This is a genomic window from Micromonospora sp. NPDC051141, assembly GCF_044455765.1.
In the GTDB taxonomy this organism is placed as follows: Bacteria; Actinomycetota; Actinomycetes; order Mycobacteriales; family Micromonosporaceae; genus Micromonospora.
The window spans coordinates 110,603-129,695 of record NZ_JBITFD010000016.1 but is presented as its reverse complement, the minus strand read 5'-3'; the positions used below and the strand labels follow the sequence as shown (position 1 = coordinate 129,695).

21 protein-coding genes, 1 tRNA gene and 1 pseudogene are annotated in these 19,093 nt (G+C 73.1%); 15 read left to right on the top strand and 8 right to left on the bottom strand.

Features of this window, described 5'->3' with window-relative positions; genetic code table 11:
• Positions 1-36: 36 nt before the first annotated feature.
• Positions 37-438: a rhodanese-like domain-containing protein gene (locus tag ACIA6B_RS26810; protein ID WP_343447654.1), complete on the top strand. Its 402-nt coding sequence runs from the start codon at positions 37-39 to the stop codon at positions 436-438.
• 116 nt (positions 439-554) lie between these two features.
• Here ACIA6B_RS26810 and ACIA6B_RS26805 read toward each other — a convergent pair whose 3' ends face one another.
• The 3 genes and pseudogenes from ACIA6B_RS26805 to ssb all read right to left on the bottom strand — a co-directional run bounded on the left by ACIA6B_RS26805 (position 555) and on the right by ssb (position 4,330).
• Positions 555-2,099, bottom strand: coding sequence for a cobyric acid synthase (locus tag ACIA6B_RS26805; RefSeq protein WP_396777420.1), 1,545 nt, complete (start codon positions 2,097-2,099; stop codon positions 555-557).
• A gap of 146 nt (positions 2,100-2,245) precedes the next feature.
• Positions 2,246-3,220, bottom strand: a pseudogene (locus tag ACIA6B_RS26800) (cobalamin biosynthesis protein); the annotation flags it as partial.
• A gap of 243 nt (positions 3,221-3,463) precedes the next feature.
• Positions 3,464-4,330 carry a single-stranded DNA-binding protein gene (gene ssb, locus ACIA6B_RS26795; protein ID WP_396777418.1) on the bottom strand — a complete coding sequence of 289 codons (867 nt, stop codon included), beginning with the start codon at positions 4,328-4,330 and terminating at the stop codon, positions 3,464-3,466.
• A gap of 285 nt (positions 4,331-4,615) precedes the next feature.
• Between ssb and ACIA6B_RS26790 the strand changes: the two genes are divergently transcribed.
• Together ACIA6B_RS26790 and ACIA6B_RS26785 are read left to right on the top strand one after the other, a co-directional pair.
• The gene (locus ACIA6B_RS26790) at positions 4,616-5,026 is read left to right on the top strand and encodes an HPF/RaiA family ribosome-associated protein (protein WP_107162685.1); all 411 of its coding nucleotides are present in this window, start codon (positions 4,616-4,618) and stop codon (positions 5,024-5,026) included.
• 177 nt (positions 5,027-5,203) lie between these two features.
• Positions 5,204-6,229: an alpha/beta hydrolase gene (locus ACIA6B_RS26785; protein ID WP_396777416.1), complete on the top strand. Its 1,026-nt coding sequence runs from the start codon at positions 5,204-5,206 to the stop codon at positions 6,227-6,229.
• Positions 6,230-6,287: 58 nt separating this feature from the next.
• Here ACIA6B_RS26785 and ACIA6B_RS26780 read toward each other — a convergent pair whose 3' ends face one another.
• Complete coding sequence (locus tag ACIA6B_RS26780) at positions 6,288-7,022, bottom strand: hypothetical protein (RefSeq protein WP_396777414.1); 735 nt, start codon at positions 7,020-7,022, stop codon at positions 6,288-6,290.
• A gap of 169 nt (positions 7,023-7,191) precedes the next feature.
• Here ACIA6B_RS26780 and ACIA6B_RS26775 point away from each other — a divergent pair.
• The 4 genes from ACIA6B_RS26775 to ACIA6B_RS26760 all read left to right on the top strand — a co-directional run bounded on the left by ACIA6B_RS26775 (position 7,192) and on the right by ACIA6B_RS26760 (position 10,056).
• Positions 7,192-7,264 (top strand) — tRNA-Arg (locus ACIA6B_RS26775).
• A gap of 22 nt (positions 7,265-7,286) precedes the next feature.
• Positions 7,287-7,796, top strand: coding sequence for a hypothetical protein (locus ACIA6B_RS26770; protein WP_396777412.1), 510 nt, complete (start codon positions 7,287-7,289; stop codon positions 7,794-7,796).
• Positions 7,797-8,061: 265 nt separating this feature from the next.
• On the top strand, positions 8,062-8,721 hold the full coding sequence (locus ACIA6B_RS26765) for a sigma factor-like helix-turn-helix DNA-binding protein (protein ID WP_396777518.1): 660 nt from the start codon (positions 8,062-8,064) through the stop codon (positions 8,719-8,721).
• 432 nt (positions 8,722-9,153) lie between these two features.
• Positions 9,154-10,056 carry a superoxide dismutase gene (locus tag ACIA6B_RS26760; RefSeq protein ID WP_396777410.1) on the top strand — a complete coding sequence of 301 codons (903 nt, stop codon included), beginning with the start codon at positions 9,154-9,156 and terminating at the stop codon, positions 10,054-10,056.
• Here ACIA6B_RS26760 and ACIA6B_RS26755 read toward each other — a convergent pair.
• Entirely contained in the window at positions 10,053-10,322 is a 270-nt protein-coding gene (locus tag ACIA6B_RS26755; protein WP_396777408.1) for a hypothetical protein, read from the bottom strand. The genes ACIA6B_RS26760 and ACIA6B_RS26755 overlap by 4 nt on opposite strands.
• A gap of 284 nt (positions 10,323-10,606) precedes the next feature.
• Between ACIA6B_RS26755 and ACIA6B_RS26750 the strand changes: the two genes are divergently transcribed.
• Positions 10,607-10,843, top strand: a complete 237-nt coding sequence (locus ACIA6B_RS26750) for a winged helix-turn-helix domain-containing protein (protein WP_343445501.1) — start codon at positions 10,607-10,609, stop codon at positions 10,841-10,843.
• A gap of 17 nt (positions 10,844-10,860) precedes the next feature.
• On the opposite strand, the gene ACIA6B_RS26745 is transcribed toward ACIA6B_RS26750, so the two are convergent.
• Positions 10,861-11,133 carry a hypothetical protein gene (locus tag ACIA6B_RS26745; protein WP_396777406.1) on the bottom strand — a complete coding sequence of 91 codons (273 nt, stop codon included), beginning with the start codon at positions 11,131-11,133 and terminating at the stop codon, positions 10,861-10,863.
• A gap of 51 nt (positions 11,134-11,184) precedes the next feature.
• Here ACIA6B_RS26745 and ACIA6B_RS26740 point away from each other — a divergent pair, with 51 nt between their 5' ends.
• Positions 11,185-11,634: a hypothetical protein gene (locus ACIA6B_RS26740; RefSeq protein WP_396777404.1), complete on the top strand. Its 450-nt coding sequence runs from the start codon at positions 11,185-11,187 to the stop codon at positions 11,632-11,634.
• 27 nt (positions 11,635-11,661) lie between these two features.
• On the opposite strand, the gene ACIA6B_RS26735 is transcribed toward ACIA6B_RS26740, so the two are convergent.
• A complete protein-coding gene (locus tag ACIA6B_RS26735; RefSeq protein ID WP_396777403.1) occupies positions 11,662-12,246 on the bottom strand; it encodes a hypothetical protein in 585 nt (194 codons plus the stop codon).
• A gap of 94 nt (positions 12,247-12,340) precedes the next feature.
• On the opposite strand from ACIA6B_RS26735, the gene ACIA6B_RS26730 reads away from it, so the two are divergent.
• Positions 12,341-13,252, top strand: coding sequence for a phytanoyl-CoA dioxygenase family protein (locus ACIA6B_RS26730; protein ID WP_396777401.1), 912 nt, complete (start codon positions 12,341-12,343; stop codon positions 13,250-13,252).
• Between the two features lie 4 nt (positions 13,253-13,256).
• Here the strand turns inward: ACIA6B_RS26730 and ACIA6B_RS26725 are convergent, their stop codons facing one another.
• Complete coding sequence (locus ACIA6B_RS26725; RefSeq protein ID WP_396777399.1) at positions 13,257-13,664, bottom strand: pyridoxamine 5'-phosphate oxidase family protein; 408 nt, start codon at positions 13,662-13,664, stop codon at positions 13,257-13,259.
• Between the two features lie 67 nt (positions 13,665-13,731).
• Here ACIA6B_RS26725 and ACIA6B_RS26720 point away from each other — a divergent pair, with 67 nt between their 5' ends.
• From ACIA6B_RS26720 to ACIA6B_RS26700, 5 genes are all read left to right on the top strand, one after another.
• On the top strand, positions 13,732-14,565 hold the full coding sequence (locus tag ACIA6B_RS26720; protein WP_396777398.1) for an alpha/beta fold hydrolase: 834 nt from the start codon (positions 13,732-13,734) through the stop codon (positions 14,563-14,565).
• A 154-nt stretch (positions 14,566-14,719) separates the two neighbouring features.
• Positions 14,720-15,898 carry a sensor histidine kinase gene (locus ACIA6B_RS26715; protein ID WP_396777396.1) on the top strand — a complete coding sequence of 393 codons (1,179 nt, stop codon included), beginning with the start codon at positions 14,720-14,722 and terminating at the stop codon, positions 15,896-15,898.
• On the top strand, positions 15,888-17,108 hold the full coding sequence (locus ACIA6B_RS26710; RefSeq protein ID WP_396777395.1) for a hypothetical protein: 1,221 nt from the start codon (positions 15,888-15,890) through the stop codon (positions 17,106-17,108). Before ACIA6B_RS26715 ends, ACIA6B_RS26710 begins: the two co-directional genes overlap by 11 nt.
• Positions 17,078-17,794, top strand: coding sequence for a response regulator transcription factor (locus tag ACIA6B_RS26705; protein ID WP_107157094.1), 717 nt, complete (start codon positions 17,078-17,080; stop codon positions 17,792-17,794). The genes ACIA6B_RS26710 and ACIA6B_RS26705 overlap by 31 nt, the downstream gene beginning before the upstream one ends.
• Before the next feature lie 73 nt (positions 17,795-17,867).
• Complete coding sequence (locus ACIA6B_RS26700; RefSeq protein WP_396777393.1) at positions 17,868-18,611, top strand: hypothetical protein; 744 nt, start codon at positions 17,868-17,870, stop codon at positions 18,609-18,611.
• The last annotated feature ends 482 nt before the right edge of the window (positions 18,612-19,093 follow it).

The following is a 19,093-nucleotide window of genomic DNA, read 5'->3' as shown; positions in this document are numbered from 1 at the left end:
CCCGGTGGGCATGATCTGGGGGTGCTCCATGACGTGATGTGTCCGGGCGTCGACGCCCTCCTGGAACAGGCCCGCGCCGGCCTCCGCCGGCTCACCCCGCACGAGACCGTCGAGGCGGTCCGCAACGGGGCGCTGCTGATCGACACCCGCACCGAGACGCAACGCCGTGAGGAGGGCGAGCTGCCCGGCGCGATCGTCATCGACCGCACGGTGCTGGAATGGCGGCTCGACCCGGCCAGCGCGTGGCGCATCCCGGAGGCCACCGGGTACGACCGCGAGATCGTGGTCGTGTGCCGCCAGGGCTACAGCTCCAGCCTGGCCGCCGCCAGCCTCCAGACGCTCGGGCTGCGTCAGGCGACCGACATGATCGGCGGCGTGCAGGGCTGGCGGGAGGCCGGGCTGCCGATGTCCGACCGCCCGGCCGACGTACGCGTCTGAGCCACCCGCCGCCCGTTCGCGGCGGCCGGCTGCCGTCGTGGTCGCCCGTTCGCGGCGGCCGGCTGCCGTCGTGGCCCGTTCGCGGCGGCCGGTGCCCGGCGGCCCGACGCGCCGGTTCAGTCGGGTGCGCCGGGTGGCACGAACGGCAGGCCCGGCGGCGGGCCGGACTCGATCAGTCGCCACAGCGCGCCGGTGTCCAGGTGCTCCTCCACCAGGTCGCCGAGCAGATCCAGGGTCCGTTCCCGGGCCGCCGCGAACGACGTGTCCGGGGCGACCTTGAAGCCGGTCCGGCCGGCCACGCCGGCGACCTCGGCGAGGAACCGGCGACGGAACGCGTCGGACTCGAACGCGCCGTGCCAGTGCGTGCCGTACACCGCGCCGAGCCGGGCGCCCTCGCCGGTGCCATCGGCGTAGCGCAGCAGCGGCGGCAGGCCCGGGTCGGCGGCGGAGACCCGACCGTGGTGGATCTCGTACCCATCCACCGGCACGTCCGTGTCGCCGGCCGCCGTGCCCTCGGCCCGACGGACCGTCTTGCGCCTGTCGAACGTCACCTCGACCGGCAGCAGGCCGAGGCCGGGAACGCTGCCCCGACGGCTCTCCACCGGGTCGTGGATCGCCCGGCCGAGCATCTGGAACCCGCCGCAGATGCCGAGCAGCGGACGGCCGGCGGCGGCGTGCCCGAGGACCGCGTCGGCCAGGCCGGTCTCCCGCAGCCAGGCCAGGTCGGCGACTGTCGACTTCGAACCGGGCAGCACCACCAGGTCCGCGGCGGCCAGCTCGGCCGGTTCGACGGTCAACCGCACCCGGACCCCGGGTTCGGTGGCGAGCGCCTCCACGTCGGTGGCGTTGCTGACCCGGGGCAGCCGGACCACTGCCACGTCGAGCCACTCGGTGCCGCGCGGCGCCGCCGGCCGTCCGAGCACCCGCCCGTACGCGAGCGAGTCCTCCGCGTCCAGCCACAGGTCCAGCGCCCAGGGCAGCACCCCGTACGTGGGACGGCCGGTGACCCGGTGCAGCATGTCCAGCCCGGGGCGGAGCAGCCCGAGATCGCCCCGGAACTTGTTGATCACGAAACCGGCGACGAGCGCCTGGTCGGCGGCGTCGAGCAGCGCCACGGTGCCGAACATCGAGGCGAACACGCCGCCCCGGTCGATGTCGCCCACCACGATCGCCGGCAGGCCGGCCTGCCGGGCCAGCCCCATGTTGACGTAGTCGCCGGCCCGCAGGTTGATCTCCGCCGGGCTGCCCGCGCCCTCGCAGATCACCACGTCGTACTCGGCGCGCAGCTCAGCCAGCGCCGCGTACGCGGTGGCGGCGAGCCGAGGGCGCAACGCGTGGTAGTTGCCGGCGGTGACCGTGTCGACCGCCTCCCCGAGCAGCACCACCTGGCTGGCCAGGTCGCTGCCCGGCTTGAGCAGCACCGGGTTGAAGCGCAGGTCGGGAGCGAGCCCGGCGGCGGCGGCCTGCATCGCCTGCGCCCGGCCCAGCTCGCCGCCCCGACCGTCCGGGCCGACCACCACCGCCGAGTTGTTGGACATGTTCTGCGCCTTGAACGGGGCGACCCGGACGTCCCGGCGGCGCAGCCAGCGACAGATGCCGGCGGTGAGCACGCTCTTGCCGGCGTCGGAGGTGGTGCCGGCGACCAGCAGCCCGCCGCTCACCGCCCGCTCCCCCGGTCGGCGACCGATCCCGCCGACGAAGCCCCGGCCACCGCCCGGCAACCGGCCACCGCCCGGCAACCGGCCACCGCCCGGCAACCGGCCACCGCCCGGCAACCGGCGACCGCCGAACAGCCGGCCACCGTGCGCAGCGCGGCCCGGCCGGCGGCGCCGGCCAGCCGGCCCACCGTCAGCGGGTAGAGCGCGGCCAGGCCCAGTGCGGCCAACCCCACCGCGTCCGACACCCGGGCGGCCCGCTTCAGGTGCCGCGCCTCGGGTCGAGGCCCGTCACCGAGGAACGGCCGCGTCTCCGAGCGACCGAAGTACACGTTGCGCCCGCCCAGCCGGACGCCGAGCGCGCCGGCCATCGCCGCCTCGCACTGCCCGGCGTTCGGGCTCGGATGGTCGGCCCGGTCCCGTCGCCACACGTGCCACGCGGCGGCGCGGTTCCCGTGCGCCACCGGCGCGACGGCCACGGTGAGCAGCCCGGTCAGCCGGGACGGCACCAGGTTGAGCAGATCGTCCAGCCGGGCGGCCGGGGTGCCGAAGCGGGCGTACCGGGGCGAGCGGTGGCCGACCATGGCGTCGAGCGTGTTCGCCGCCCGGTAGCCGAGCAGGCCGGGAAGCCCCGCGACCGCGCCCCAGACCAGCGGCGCGACCACCGCGTCGGAGGTGTTCTCGGCGACCGACTCGACGGTGGCCCGGGCCAGCTCCGGTTCGTCGAGCGTCGACGGGTCCCGTCCGCAGAGATGACCGAGGCGGCCCCGTGCGGCGGGCAGGTCGGCCCGGCGCAGCGCCCGTGCCATCACCCGGGACTCGTGCCGCAGCGTCCGCCCGCCGAGCACCGTCCAGGTGCCGGCGGCGACCAGTACGGCCCGTGCCACCGGATGCCGTCGGGTGACGCGCTCGGCGGCGGCCCCGAGCAGCACCGGCGCGCCGACCGCGAGCGCGGTGAACACCACGCCGGCCGCGCGGTCCGGGCGGTAGACCCGCCGCTCCAGCGCCCCGGCGGCGTGGCCGAAGCCGGCCACCGGATGCCACCGGCGCGGGTCGCCGAGCAGCGCGTCGAGCACGTAGCCCGCCACCAGCCCGGTCGCGTTCGCCATCGCGGTCGCCTGCCGCACCCGTCACCACCTCCGGCCGGCCAGCCTAGCCGTACCGGCGGTCCGGAGCGGGCCGTGCCGCGGGGTGGCAGCGCCGACGCCGCCACCCCGCACCCCCGTTGCCCGGCCGATCACTCAGGTAAGGCACCGGCGTACGCCACCGACCGCTCAGGCAGGCACCGGCGTACGCCACCGACCGCTCAGGCAGGCACCGGCGTACGCCGCCAGCCGCACCGGCGGGCACCCGCGTACACCGCCGGTTGCTCAGGCAGGCACCGGCGTGCGTCGCCGGCCGCGACGGCCCGAGGCAGCCCCGCCGCCGGAGGCCGCACCGGCCGATCCCGCACCGCCCGACCCGTCCTCGGTCGGCAGCTCGGCCTCGGTCGGCAGCTCGATCTCGGCCAACTCGTCGTCCTCGGCCGGGGCCGGCCCGTCCCCCTCCTCGGCGGCCAGTTCGTCGTCCTCGCCCATCTCCGGTCCACCGAGCCGGGTGTCCCGGCCGGCGCTCGGGTCGCCGCCCGAGAGCGTCCCGCCGCCGGTCCCCGCACCGGCGGGCCGGTCGTCGAACGGGTCGAGCTCGATCACCCGGTCCAGCGTGCCGGTGAGGCCGACCCGTGCCGGCGCGAACTCCGACGGCGGAAAGTCGTCGTCGAGCGGCCGGTCGTCGAACCTGGCCGGCACCTGCTCGTCGGGCACCGGCTCGGTCGCCTCGCCGTGCACCCGCTGCTCCGCCTCGGCGTCCTCGACCGAGCTGGTGGCCGCGCGCGGCTGGTTGCGCAGGAAGCGCGACCGGCCCCGGGACAGGTCGTGCCCGACCGCGACCGCCTCCAGCTCGTAGAGCGTGCGGTGGTTACCGGCCTCGTCGGTCCAGTCCCGGGTGTAGAGGCGGCCGGCGACGATCACCGGATCACCCACCGCCACCGATGCGGCCACGCCCTCGGCCAGGCGTCGCCAGCAGTTGACGCGGACCCGCAGGCTGTTGCCGTCGACCCAGCGACCGCTGTCCCGGTCGAGCCGGCGGGCGGTCGAGGCGACCTTGAAGTTGGCCACCAGCGTTGCGCTCTGCGTGGTCCGCCGCCACTCCGGCGCGGTCAAAACGTTACCGACGATCGTTACGTGGGTGTCGAACATCGCCCCTCCCAGGGATCGGCTTGTCCGGGAGAGCGTGGGCCGGGACGACCCGCCCGGACCACCCGCCGGCTCCCGCCTGTGGATGACGGACCGCCTTGTGGACAACCCCCTGATCAAGGTCCCGATCTGCTAGGCCGATGGCCCCTACGGCGTCGACCTGCGGGGACACATGATCGGAAAGTGACCGGCGCGGGGCGTTCCGGAAACCCGCCGGCTGGGTAAGTAATGATCAACCGAGAGAAAGGGAGCGCCGATGCTTCTCCGAGACGTCCGCGAGGCAGCGCGATGAGCGCCGTGGCGAACCCCGCGACCGTGGCCGAGTGCCTGCGGGTCGGCGCCGGGTTCTCCCAGGGTGACCGCAACTGGATCGCCGAGCAGTTCGGGACGCTTGACGCCCGACTCGCCAGCTTCCACGCCGACGCCACCGAGCTGGAGGTGTCGGTCAAGGACCGCGAGGCCCGGGGCCAGAAGGTGACGCTGGAGTGCTGGGTCGCCGGCCGGCAGAAGATCGTGACCACCTCGACGGAGGAGGACCTGCACGCCGCGCTCAACGACGTCCGGGACGATCTACGCCGCAAGCTCAACGACGCGAAGACCCGGCAGGAGCCGCGCAGCAACAAGCACCTGCGCCCGACGGAGCAGCCCGCGGCCGTCCCGCTCCAGGTGGGCGAGCGCGAGGACGCCGAAACCGCCTGATTCCGGTACGCCCGCCCGCACGGTGCCGGCGGGCGGGCCACCACCGTTTCCGGTTAGGCGGGGGCCCCGCTTAACAGGTCGTTGTTAAGCGGGCCCCCGCCTCTACCAAGTGCGTTAAGCGGGGCCCCCTCCTTACACCCCTACCGCCGGGTAGCTCGGCGGCGTACCGTCGCGGTCGTGGAACCGGACGTGCTGGGGGCGCCCTACGAGCGGCGCACCATCGAGTTGGGCACCGACGACGAGGGGCCGGTGGTCGCGACCCTGGTCCGCCGGCGGGCCGACCGGCCGACCGGCCGCGCCGTGCTCTACGTGCACGGCTTCGTCGACTACTTCTTCCAGACCCACGTGGCCGACTTCTTCGCCGAGCGCGGCTGGGACTTCTACGCCCTCGACCTGCGGAAGTACGGCCGCAGCCTGCTGCCGCACCAGACCCCGAACTTCTGCCGCGACCTGAGCGACTACTTCCCCGAGCTGGACGCCGCCGCGGAGATCATCCGCACCGAGGAGGGGCACGAGACCCTGCTCGCCATGGGCCACTCCACCGGCGGGCTGATCATCTCGCTCTGGGCGGACGCCCGCCGCGACGCCGGCCTGGTCGACGGCATCGTGCTGAACAGTCCCTTCTTCGACATCAACGCCCCCTGGGTGGTCCGTCGACCCCTCGCCGCCGCCGTCTCCCGCCTGGGCCGTCGGGCGCCGCAGCGCATCCTGCCGTTCGGGCTCGGCACCGTGTACGGCGAGAGCCTGCACGCCGACCACCGTGGCGAGTGGCGCTACGACCTGGAGTGGAAGCCGCTCGCCGGGTTCCCGGTCCGGGCCGGCTGGCTCAACGCGATCCGCACCGGCCAGCGTCGGCTGCGCGCCGGCCTGGACATTCCGGTGCCGGTGCTGCTGGCCTGCTCCACCCGCACCTTCCGGGGCACCAAGTGGCACGACAGCGCCACCGGGGCCGACGCGGTGCTCGACGTGGAGCACATGGTCCGCTGGGCGCCCCGGCTCGGCCGGCACGTCACCCTGGCCCGCTTCGACGGCGGTTTGCACGACCTCACGCTGTCCAGTCCCGCCGTACGCGAAAAGGTCTTCGCGGAGGTCGGGCGCTGGGCGGAGGGCTTCCTCCGGGTGGGCCCGACCGAGCCGGAGGCCGCGCCGCCGGCCCCGCGCCGGCCGGCCGACGAACCGGCCGGCGCCACCGCCGAGGGCTGAGCCGGCGGCCGACCCGACGATCCCGTCGCCGGCTCGGCGCGGGCCCCGGCCGTGCCGGTCAGCCGTCGACGACCTCGACGAGCGCGGACCGGATCCGGTCGAACGTGGCGACCGGGTGCCCACCGTCGCGGAACGGCAGCAGCACACCCAGACAGTGCGGCACCGGCCCGCCGTCCGGCCCGGCCTCGACCGCGAAGACGGGCGCGCCCACGTACCCGGCCGGCAGCTCGGTGGTCACCCGCACCGAGTCGTCGTGCCGGGCGACCCGCTCGGCCACCGCCTCCAGCGGCCGTGACCCGTCCTCGGCGACGCCCAGGGCCAGCACAAACGCCGAGCCGGGCGTCGCGCCGATCCGGGCCACCGCGTCGGCCGGCGCGGCGATCGCCTCGGTCACCTGCTGGGTACGCCAGCGCCAGCCCCGGTCGTCGGCGTAGCCGTGCAGCCCACCGGTGGGCATCGCGGCCAGCCCCAGCTCCGGCAGGTGCAGCCAGTGGTCGGCAAAACCGGCCAGCTCGATCGGCTCGTCCGCGCCCTCCGCCGGCTCGGTGACGCTGGGCCGCAGTCCGATCTCCCCGTACGCCCGGTCGGTGAGCGCGTCGGCGGTGAGCAGCCACTCGTGCGCGATCTCCCCGTCGTCTGTCGCGCCGACCAGCTCGCTGTAGAAGAACGCCGTACCGACCGTGCCAGCCGGAGCCCCCGGTCCTGTCCCCCCGAAAACGGGCAGGATGGCCCGTCCGAGGTGTTGGCACAGCGCGAAGATGATCTCGTTTTCGGTGTCCTGGTCGAGCAGCATCCGCCGAGGGTACGGATCGAGATACGGTCGCCGGGCCGGGACCCGCCGGAACGGGGATGCCGGTCCGGGCACCGGCGTGGCACGCTGGGCGGCGACGTGGACGCGCCGACCCGTACCCCCGGGCGGGCCAGGGCCGGCGGTACCCTCTTGGCGCGACGACCGTCGACGCGCGCCCGTAGCTCAGCGGATAGAGCAGGGGACTTCTAATCCCAAGGCCGCAGGTTCGAATCCTGCCGGGCGCACACCTTCTTAGCTGCGGAAACGTTGGCCGGCGCGGCAGCGATCGCCATGGCACGTCGGTCACCGACCACCCGCACGATCGTTGCGGCAGCCACGCCCCTCGTGGGATATCAGTCCATCGCCTATGGCAGTAGCATCTATCTCCAAACCTCAACAGCCCGGGACGAGATGGTGAATACCTGGTTGCAGGCCGGTATGGCGGTCGTGGTCGGTTTGATGACTGCGGCCGGCGCCTTGATCGGAGTCCGACTGTCCGTGCACGGGTCTGATCGGGCGACCGAACAGCGAGAGCTGGCAGGGCGTCGTGAGGAATGGTGGAGGCGCTTCACCTGGGCGGCAGAACTCGCACTAGATGATGCTCCGGTAAAGCGGGTCACAGGACTCAAGCTGCTGACCAAGCTCGCCCAGTCCGAATTGGCAAAGCGCGATGAATGCCTGCTGATCGATGTGTTCCAGGGTCGTGTGCTCGACGAACTCTTGAGCGATCTCTCGGGCAACAGTGAGGGCGGCCGTCGCTATGACCCAGCAGCGTGACATAACCGCAGAGCACGTGGCAGCCGCCAGACTGCGTCTCGTACTAGATCAAAAGCTCGGCCGAGAAACGCCCGAACCGGTCAGGCTCATTGCGAACTATCGCAGCAAGTCGGCTACTCATCCCCTGGCATCGTCGCAGCTCGCAAACCCGACCGATCCTCCACAGGAGGCAACCGGAGCGACCGAACAGTCAACAGTGCCGCCCGGTGACGAGGAAGCGCCGCCACAATCCCGCATCAGCGTGGCAATCGTTGATCAGCATCCGATGGTAATCGAAGGTGCTCGCTCGTGGCTTGCCGCCGAACCTCGGCTGGCGCTGCGCTCGACCGGCGCGGACCTAGAGACTTTGCTCGCCGATGAACAGTCACCGGTCGACGTGATCCTACTCGACTTGCGGTCGGGCGGTCGATTGGTGATCGACAAAGTCGCCGAACTTAGTAGGGCAGGCAGGCGGGTGGTGGTCTACTCAGAAGACACGAGCCCCGACACTGCCATGTCGCTGCTGGAGGCAGGCGCAATCGCTTTCCTCGGCACGCATGAGCCGCGCGAGCACTTCGTCCAGGCACTCATTGCAGCGGCCAGCGATCAGCCTTACGTGCCACCCGTCCTCGCTGGGGCGATCGTTGCCGACCAGAGCGCCGACCGGCCGGTTCTATCTCCCAAGGAACGCGAGGCCCTGCTGCTCTGGTTCCAGTCGATGTCGAAGGCGTCGGTGGCACGCCGAATGGGAATCAGCGAACACACCGTCAAGCAATATATCGATCGAGCGCGGATCAAGTACACCCGGACCGGCCGACCCGCCGCGACCAAGGCAGCACTGTTGGCACGAGCCATTGAGGATGGCCTCGTTCACTCCGACGAGATCGGTCCCCATGCGCGCCACTCCGAACCGATCGAGCAGTCCGGCTACGGAGAATCGGCCTGACGGCATGACTACGTACACCACGGTGCCGGCGGCATTCGTGCGGCAATGATGCTGGTAGCTCAACAGACGGAGCACCTTTTGCGCAAGGGGCAAGGGTGCGGGGTTCGATCCCGCCTGCACGCTCGGGTGATGCTTACCCCGGCCGCTCCTGCAGTGCCACCGACACCAGCGGGTGGATGAGCCAGGTTGAGAATGCCGCAGGGCGATCGTCGGCCCGATGGCAATCCCGTTTTCGGGAACGGGTGGAAAGTCGCCGGTATGCGTGAAGCTCCGCGCAGATGCTTCGCAGCCGATCGGCGAGTTCGACATGCGGGGCTCCGTGCGACCACCTGTCGAGCAATGGTGAGGTGGCTCCGTCATTTGATCCACAGGTACCCATATAGGTGTTCGCTCGCCTACAGAAGGGGCACGACAGTGCACAGACGAACGCTCTTGGCCGCGGCCGTTGCCGCGCCCGTCGGGGTCGCCATCGGCGCGGCCCCGGCCTCGGCCCACCACCGGAACGGCCGATATCCCTCGGTGATCAACCTGCCGAACGGGTTCTGCCCGGAGGGCATCGCCCGCGGCACCGGCACGAAGATCTACGTCAGCTCGATGGCCGACGGATGTATCTGGTGCGCCGACCTGCGCACCGGCCACGGGATGCTCCTCGTGCCGCCGGTGGCCGGCACCCAGGCGACGGGGTTGGCCGTCGAACGGGGCCGGATCTGGGCGGCCTGCGGCAATATGGGCGGCGCGGCCGTCTACCGTGAGTCGACAGGCGAATGCCTGGCGACGTACGACTTCGGCGGCGGGTTCATCGACAGCGTGGCCGCCACGGACAAGGCCGTGTTCTTCACCGACTCGGAGAAGGCCAAGGTCTACTGCGTGGAGTTCGGCCGCCACGGGTCGCTGCCCGGGCAGTCGGGCGTACGCGCGCTGCCGTTGCCGGCCGGGCTCGGTGACTCCGACGCCTGCAACACCGGCATCGTGGCCGCCTGGGCGGGCAAGCTCATCGTGGTGCAGGCCAGGACCGGCCGGCTCTACTGCTTCGATCCCCAAGCGGGCATGGCCGCCCGGATCAGCACGGGCGGTGTGTCGGTCGCCAACGGCGACGGTCTCCTGCTCCGGGGGCGCACGCTGTACGTGGTGCGCAACCGGAACAACGTGATCGCCAAGTTCCGTCTCAACGAGCAGCTCACCCGGGCCACGCCGGTCGACGTGATCCGTGACTGCGACCTCGACGAGCCGTCGGCTGTGGTTTCCTTCGGCTCAAGCCTGTACGCGGTCAACGCGCGGTTGTCCGTACCGGCGACTCCCGACACCACGTACTGCGTCGTACGGGTGCGCGACTAATCATTCCTTTGGACATCCGGCCGGCTTATCCCCGGCCGGATTAAAGGTGCGCATCCAGCCGGCCTCAAGCCACTCTGCATCACGAAGATCGAACGCCGGGCTACGGCGTCGCCTCGCTCGTCGAGCTGGTAGCCGTCCAGCCAGATCCAGCCGTCGAAGGTCGTCCAGTCCAGGGCACGGATGAGGCGGAAGCCGAACGGCCGCACGAACTGAGGGCCTGCCGCTCGCGTGACGTGCAGCAGGTCACCTGCCTTGAAGCCGCTCACGCCCTCTTGGCCTTCCGCCACGCGCGGATGCGGGCGACAGCCACCACGACGACCGGGCACCACCCTTCGCGACACCTGCCACACCTGCCTCGCGCACGGTGGTGATCGAGCGTGTACCAGGCGATCTGGATGTCGAAGGGTGCCTCATCGTCTTCCTTGACGTACCGCCCCACGGCTACCTCCGGAGGTTTGGGCTCCCACCCCGAAGGTAGACCTGTACGTCCTGTACGTCCATAGACGTAGCGGGAGCAAGTCGTCTAGAGACGTACAGGGAAGGTGACGTCATGAGCGTCGATCCGTTCTCCCCCACGCCGCTGTACGTCCAGGTGGCGGATTTGATCGCGAAGCAGATCGAAGCGGGGAAGCTGGAACCTCGGAAGCCGATCCCGAGCGAGTCTCAGATCCAGCAGACGTACGGCATCGCCCGGGGAACAGCTCGGCAAGCGGTGGCACTACTACGCGAGCGCGGCCTGGTCGTCACCGTTCCGCATCGAGGCACCTACGTCGCCTGGGAGTCGTGATCCCGAGAGCGCGACTGCTACTCCCGCAGGTAGCCGGTGGCCGGGTCGATGTCCCGGAGGAAGGCGCGGATGGCCTCCGCCATCTCCGTCCGGTTCATCGCCGGTCCGGAACTGGTGAAGCCGTAGTCGTGCGGCCCACTCAACCAGTCGAAGTCGTAGGCGGCGGGCCGTCCGACCCGCCTTCTGACCCGAAACTCCTGCCCGTCGACCGTCATCATGATCGGCTTGTCCCCGGTATGGCGGGGTCCCACGTGCTCGGGCGCGAGGCCCGGCTCCGGTTCGGTCGACATACAGGATCCTCGGGGTCCGCGGGCACGATCGTCTCGACCTATCATCGCCGCATGCGGAGCCGCACACGCAGGCACCTGCGTACGGTGCTGGGACTCGCGGTGGCCGGCGTGCTCGCCGTACCGCTCACCGTCCTCGGCGTCCATGTCACCTATCCTCGGGACGAGGACGGCTACCTGGCCCTCCTCCGGCAGTACGGCGACCGGCAGAGCGGCGAGCCGCTGCGCACGCTGCCGCCGACCGCCGATCTGATCGCCGAGGGCGATGCGGCCTGCGAGTGGCTGCGCGAGCAGCCGTACGCGCTCTGGCGGCACGACCGACGGTATCGCGAGATGGTGGTCTACCAGCACTATCTCGACCAGGTCGGCGACCGCCCGCCGAGGTGGGGCAGCGCGCTGCCGGATCTGGCCTCGGTGGCGGGCGCCGCCTGGAGCCACCTCTGCGCGGCGGACCGTGAGCTGCGACAACCCCGCCGCAATCCGTTCGCCCCCAAGCCGGACTGATCGACGGTCGGCCCCGTTTCAGGACGGTCAGGCACCCTTCGCCGGCACCCCGGCCTCCAGTTGTCCGATCACCGGGCCGAGTAGTTCGTTGAGTTCCCGGGTCAGCACGACGACCGCCCGCCGGGCCGCGGACGCCACGGAATCCTCCGGGCCGTCGGGAGCGGGCGGCAGGTCCCCGAACGGGATCGGCGCCTCCACCTGAAGCATGGCGCGCAGGTGCGGGCTGCGCGTCAGGTCCTGGTCGGTCGGCGTCGTGTACTGGCCGAACATCTGCGGCCAGTCCCGCCATCCCCGGTCGCGTTGCCACTGCCGGGTCCAGGTGAGTTCGGCCGGCCATCGGGACACCACCGACACGGCACCGATCAGGCTGCCGTCCCACGGGCTCGGCGCGCAGGTCGCCGACACGATCCGCCGGTGCCAGCGGACGTAGCCGGGGGTCAGCCCGGTGGCGAGCCGCCAGGCCGTCGCGGCGAAGGCGACCGGCGCGATGTCACCCCACGTGCCGGCGAATTCATCCGTACGCCGGAGCACCTCGTTCTCGAAGCGACCGCGCCCGTCGGCGCCACGCTCCCGATCGAAGTTCTCGTCGAGCCAGAAGGCGCGCTGTTCCACTGTCGTCCTCCCCCGTCCGGACTCTCGTACCGGTCTACCACGACCGGCGCGCAAATCGGATGCACGCGCGTTGATCCGTCGGAATACTGCCCGGGTGGACGATGACGCCCTCCGGGACGCGTGGGAGGCAGACGGTTTCGTGGTCCTGCCCGGCTTCCTCCCGGCAGTCGAACTGACGCCGGCGCTCGGCGAGCTGGAGAGCATGTTCCCGTCGCCGGCGGGCTTCCACGACGGGACGGATCCGCGACGGGCCCGCTACCTCGGCGACGAGTTCGCCGGCATCCAGGGGTTCCCGTTCGACAGCGTGGCGCTCAGCCTCCTGGCGACCGGTGACCGCCTGGTGCGACTCGCACGCACGTTGCTGCGTACCGACGATCTCCGGGTCTCCTCGGCCGAGGCGTGGGCGAAGTTCACCGGAGCGGCCGACTACGACCAGGAGCTGCACCGCGACTACCTGAACCACACCCTGCTGGTGCCGACGGACGCTCCCGGGTACCGGCAGGTGGAGATGTTCGTCTACCTCGTCGACGTGCCCGAGGGCCTCGGCCCGCCGCACCTGCTGTCCACGCGGCACACCCGGGACCTGCCGGCCAAGCCGAACTGGTACCCGCGAACGGACGTGGGCGCACGGTTCGGTGACTTCGTCGCCCCGACCGGCAGTCCACATCTCTACGAGGCGGAGGTGTCCGGCGCCGGTCCGGCGGGCACCGTGGTCGCGTTCCGGCCCGGCACGTTCCACCGGGGCACCGCCATGACCACGCCACGCGGGGCGCGCTACACCATGCATCTCTGCTTCCGGCCGGCCGCCGTCGGGTGGGGCGACCGGCACGCCTGGGCCGGGCGGAGTCACGAGCCCGGCTGGTACGGCTTCGTGAGCCGGGCGACCCCGGCGCAGCTCGCGTTGTTCGGCTTCCCGCCACCGGGCCACCCCTACTGGACCGCCGAGACCGTCGCCGGTGTGGCCCAGCGTTACCCGCACCTGGACATGACGCCCTGGCAAGTTTGAGGCGCTAACGTGCCGTGCCGGCGAGCAGCCACCGCCGAACCGGGATCTCCAGCAGGACCCGGGCCCCGTCCGGCGTGACGGGTTTCCGGATGTCCCAGCCCGCGTACTTGTCGGCGAAGGCGGCGACGACGGCGGGTGGGAAGTCGCCGTGGCGCAGCCGGGCGGCGCCTTCCGCGACGACCGGGTGGTCGCCACCCTCCAGCGCCAGGGAGACGCGCGAGTCCGCCGCCACGTTCCGGGCCTTGACGCTGCCGGCCTCGCAGCCGACCCACCAGACGTCGTCGACGTGGACGAACCAGACCGGCGTCAGGTGCGGGGAGCCGTCCGGGCGCAACGTGCACAGCCAGACGTTTCGCTCGTGGGCGAGTCGCGCGTCGACGTCGGGCGGGAGAGGTGCCGGCGGTGGGGCCATCCGAAGAGTGCACCACATCCGCATCCGCGCGGGTGGGAGTGTCGGCGGTCGCCGCTAGGGTCCGTCCATGGTGACCGAGACGCATCTCCGCCGGCCCGACGGCCGCGTCCTGCACGTCTACGACACCGGCGGGGCGGGCCGGCTGCCCGTGTTCTGGCACCACGGCACGCCGAACGTCGGCGCCCCGCCGGCCCCGCTGTTCGCCGCCGCCGACCGCCTCGGGCTGCGCTGGGTGTCGTACGACCGGCCCGGCTACGGCGGCTCCACCCCGCTGCCGGATCGCGACGTCGCGTCGGTGGCGTCCGACGTGGCTGCGGTGGCCGACGCGTTGGGCCTCGACCGGTTCGCCGTGATGGGCCACTCCGGCGGTGGACCGCACGCGCTGGCCTGCGGCGCGCTGCTGCCGGAGCGGGTGGTCGCGGTGGTGGCCGGCGCCGGGCTGGCGCCGTACGGCGCGACCGGGCTGGACTGGTTCGCCGGCATGGCGCCGTCCGGGGCGGCGTCGCTGCGGGCCGCCGCCGCGGGACGGGCCGCCAAGGAGGCGCACGAGGCCGCCGACGAGTCGTACGATTTCGGGTTCACCGACACCGACCTGGCCGCGCTGCGTGCCGAGTGGTCCTGGTTCGACAGCGTGGTCGGCCCGGCCGTCGCGTCCGGTCCGGGCGCGCTGATCGACGACGATCTGGCGTACGTGCGGCCGTGGGGTTTCGATCCGGCCGACGTCGCGCGGCCGGTGCTGCTGCTGCACGGCGACCGCGACGGCATCGCGCCGGTGGCGCACGCCGAGTGGCTCGCCGGCCGTTGCCCGTCGGCCGAGTTGCGCCGTTTCCCCGAGGACGGGCACATCTCCGTGCTCCGGCACGCCGAGTCGGCCCTGGAGTGGCTGCGCCGGCACGACTGACCCGAAAACCGGACGGTTCAGCTCCGCTTTCGCCGGCCGAGTAGCGACGCACCGCGTACCGAGGGTGACGGGTTCCGACAAAGCGTGTTATTCTCCGGCGTCAATCTATCCCGCGCGGACCCGGACGGGTCGCTGCCGGAAGGACACCTCCCCGATGCCGGTGGCTGCCGCCACGAGCCTGCCACGGTCCCCGTTGGACCGTCCGGCCGGCGGCGCGTTCACGCTGATCTTCACCACGCTGCCGGCGCTGCTCCGGCTCACCTGCGGGCTGGTCGGCGCGGTGGCCGCCCTGTCGGTGCGGACGGCGCCGGTGCGGGTGGCGCTGCTGGTCCCGGCCGTCGTCGCGCTCACCGCGTGGTCCGGCTGGTACGCGGTCCGCGCGTTCCGGCACGGCGTCGGCGGCGCGTTGGTGGCCGGCGACGTGGCGCTGACCACCGCCACCGCGCTGGCCGTGCCGTGGCTGGTCGCGCCGGAGGTGCTGCCCGGCGAGGCGAGCTGGGTGGCGGTGCTGGCCAGCACCACCGTGATCAACGCGCAGGCCACCGCGCCGGCCCGCTGGTCGGTGCCGGCCGGCCTGCTCGTCACCGCCGCCTACGCGACCGGCGCCACGCTGGCCGGGAACCCGGTCGAGGCCCGCGCGCACACCGGCACGCTGCTGGTGCAGACCGGCTGCGCGGCGGTGATGACCGCGGTGATGCGCGGCTGGCTCGGCCGGGCCGACGCCGCGTTCGCCGGCTACCAGCGGCTGTCCCGCGAGGCGGTGGTGGCGCGCGCCGCCCGCGAGGCGGAACGGCGGCACAACCGGGACCTGCACGACACCGTGCTCGGCACGCTGACCATGGTCGGGCTGGGCGCGGTCGGAGGCAGTTCCGTGGCGCTGCGCGAGCGGTGCGCGGCGGATCTGCGTACGCTCAGCGCCCTGGCCGGGGCGCGCACCGCGACCGCACCCGGCGAGGTGGACCTCGACGAGCGGCTGCGCACGGTGCTGGCCGGGCTGCCGGAGCTGGCCGTGACCGCGACGCTGCCGCCGTGCCGGCTGCCGGCGGAGGTCGCCGCGGCGCTCGCCGACAGCGCCGCCGCCGCGCTGGCCAACGTGGCCCGGCACGCGCCGGGCGCGACCACCACGCTGCGCCTGGTCCGCGCGGGCGGCACCGTGGTGGTCGAGGTGGCCGACGACGGTCCCGGCTTCGACCCGACCACGGTCCCGGCCCACCGGTACGGGCTGCGCGAGTCGATCCACGGGCGGATGGCCACCGTGAACGGCCGGGCGGTGGTGACTTCCGCCCCTGGCGCCGGCACCCGGGTCCGGCTGGAGTGGTCCGATGGCGACTGAGTCGGGTACGACGCTGGCGGGCGGCACGGCGGTGCACACCGGCCCGGCGGTGGGCGCGGCGCCCCGGATCCGGCCGGTGGCCCGCGCCGGGACGGCCGGGGCGGCACCCCAGGCGCACGCCGTGGCGGACGCGTCGGACCGGGGCGCCCGGCTCGTGGCGGTCGGCATCGCGTTGGCCTGGCACCTGGCGGTCAGCCTGCCGGCGGTGCTGGCGGCCGGGCCGGGCATGGCCGCTCCGGCGGTGGTGGCGGCCGGCTGGCTGGTGACCGCGCTGGTCGGCGTCGCCACCGGCGTACGCCTGCTGGGTGGTGGGTTGCCCCCGGCCCGGCGGCTGGCCGCGGTGCTGCTGGCGGTCGACGCGGCGGTCTTCGCGGCGGCCGGTGAGCGGTTCCTGTTCACCACCGCCAACTGGGTGTGGGGCGGGCTGGCCTGGTTCTTCCTGCTGATGCTCTGGCAGCGGCCGGTGCGCTGGCTGCTGGCGCTGCTCGCCGCGCACGCGACGATCGCGCTGGTGGCGGTGGTGCTGCACGGCACCACCGCGCCGGCCGACCTGAGCCGGTACGCGATGTATGTCTATGGCACCTCCACGTTGCCGGTGGCGGTCTTCGCCGGCGCGGCAGCGCTCACCGCGCTGGCCCGGGACCGGGCCGGCACCGCCGCGGCGACGCTGGCCGTGGCCGCCGAACGGGAGGCCGCCGAGCGGGCCCGGAGCGAACGGCAGGCCCGGCTCGCCCTGGTCAGCGGCACCGCCGAGGAGGTCCTGGCGGCGCTGGCGACCGGCGACGCCGACCCGGCCGACCCGGCGGTACGCCGCCGCGCGGTGCTGGCCGCGGCCCGGCTGCGCCGGCTGATCGCCGAGTCCGACGACGTGCCCGACCCGCTGCTGCACGAGTTGCGGGCCGCCGCCGACCTGGCCGAGCGGAACGGTCTGCCGATCGAGCTGGTGGCGGTCGGCACGCCGCCGGAACTGCCGGTCGACGTGCGCCGGGCCCTGGCCGACCCGCTGACGGCGGCGCTCGCCGGCGCCCGTGGCGGGGCGCGGTTGACGGTGGTCGCCGGTCCGGACGAGGTGGTGGTCAGCCTGGTGACACCGGATCACGACGGCCCGGACGATCCGCTGCCGCCGCCCGACTCAGACGGGCCGGTGGCGTACCTGCACGAGCGGGACGGGGAGATCAGATGGACGCAGACCCGCTGGCGGCAGGCGTGAACGCCGGGCAGCCGGTCGGGGTGGCGATCGTCGACGACCATCCCGTGGTGATCGACGGGGTTCGCGCCTGGCTCTCCTCCGAACCCCGGTTGCGGGTGCTGGCGACCGGCGACGATCCGGACACGGTGCTGCGGGCCGCGCCGGGGGCCGAGGTGGTGCTGCTCGACCTGCGGCTGCACGGGCGGATGGTGCTCGACAAGCTGGCCGAGTTGAGCGCCGCCGGGCGGCGGGTGGTGGTCTACTCCGAGCACACCGACCCGCAGACCATGCTTGCCGCGCTGGACGCTGGCGCGGTCGCGTTCCTCGCCAAGCACGAGGGGCGGGAACACTGCGTGGCCACCGTGCTGGCGGCGGCGAGCGACCGCCCGTACGTGCCGCCGGCCCTGGCCGGCGCGATGGTCGGCGACGCCCGGCCGGACCGGCCGTCCCTGTCGGACAAGGAGCGTGAGGCGCTGCTGCTGTGGTTCCAGTCGATGTCGAAGGCGTCGGTGGCGCGCCGGATGCAGATCAGCGAGCACACCGTGAAGCAGTACGTGGACCGGGCCCGGATCAAGTACACCCGGGCCGGACGTCCGGCGGCCACCAAGGCGGCGCTGCTCGCCCGCGCGATCGAGGACGGCCTCGTCCGACCGGAAGAGATCGGCATCTACCGGTCACAGGCGTCGGCCGACCGGCCGACCCCCTAACGGGTGTCATGACAGCCGCCCCGGTGATCGGTCAGGCTCACCGGTACCGCCAACCGTCCCGGGAGGTCGTACCGTGCCGGAGGACGCCGCACCCTTCTTCATCGGGCCACACCGCTTCGACGCCGACGACGACCCCAGCCGTCCCCTGCTCGACCGGCGCTACGCGCTGGTGCTCGACCCCGGTGAGCGGCTGCTCGCCCAGCACCGGCTGCCGGTCACCGGTCACCTGCTCGGCCCCACCGAGGACGAACGCTGCTGGGCGTTGCCCGACGCGGCGTCGGTCACCGTGACCGACCGGCGGCTGGCGTACCTCTGCACCGGCTCCGAGCTGTCCCTGGTCCCCGGGCGGGACGGCCCGACCGGCGCCCGGCACCGGCGCCCGGTCCGGCTGTCCCGCCTGGTCAGCGGTCAGATCCGCTGGCAGTGGCCGTCCCGGCTGGAGCTGGTCGAGATCGACGACGACACGTCCGAGCTGCGGGTGGTCTGCGACGCGCTGCGCACCATCCGGCAGCCGGCGCTGGCGCTCACCGGCCCGGCCGCCCTGGTCACCACGCTGGCCCGGCAGGTACGCCGCGCGGTGGCCGGGTTCCGGCTGGCCCACTCCGACCTGGTCGACCTGTCCCCGCCGGAGCGGGACGCGCTCGCCACCCGGGTCGCCGCCTCCCCCGGCCCGACGGTGGGGGTGGTGACCCTGCCCGGTTCGCTGCCGGTGGAGTTCCTGTCCCGGGAGGACTACTACCGTCAGCCGGTGGCGGAGGAGTCGCCCTGGCCCCGGTTCGACTTCCTGGCCCGCGACCGACCCGGCTCCGCCTGCTGACGCCTCGCCGGTCGTGGTGCCCCCGATGCGGCCCGGGGCCGCGCAGGGCCGTCCGACCGCAGAGCCGTCCGACCGGCGGGCAGTCCGACCGCAGAGCCGTCCCCCTGGTCCTGCCGATCAGCGCGCGGATAGACCCGACGTGGCCCAGTCCACGTGTTCGGGCGGCCTACGAACTTGATGGCATGGATGACTCATGAGCCGCGCGCCGCGAGGCCGGGGCCGGAAAGCAGGCCCACGCGCGAAGCCGACCGTCACCGAGGCGCCGCCGCAGGAGATCTCCAGGCCGTGTCGCATCCCTGAACGGAATCGACGCGCGTAAGCCCGGGTCGGGAAGCGAGCCGGGCTCGGCGCGGCCTCGTCCGTCCGGTCAGCCGGTCGTTCACCCCACCGAACTCCGCGGGCCTTGACCCGTTCTCGCCATCAAGTTCGTAGGCTGCCGGGGCTGTTCTCTTCCGCCCGCGTGGCAAGGAGCGGTCCGACAC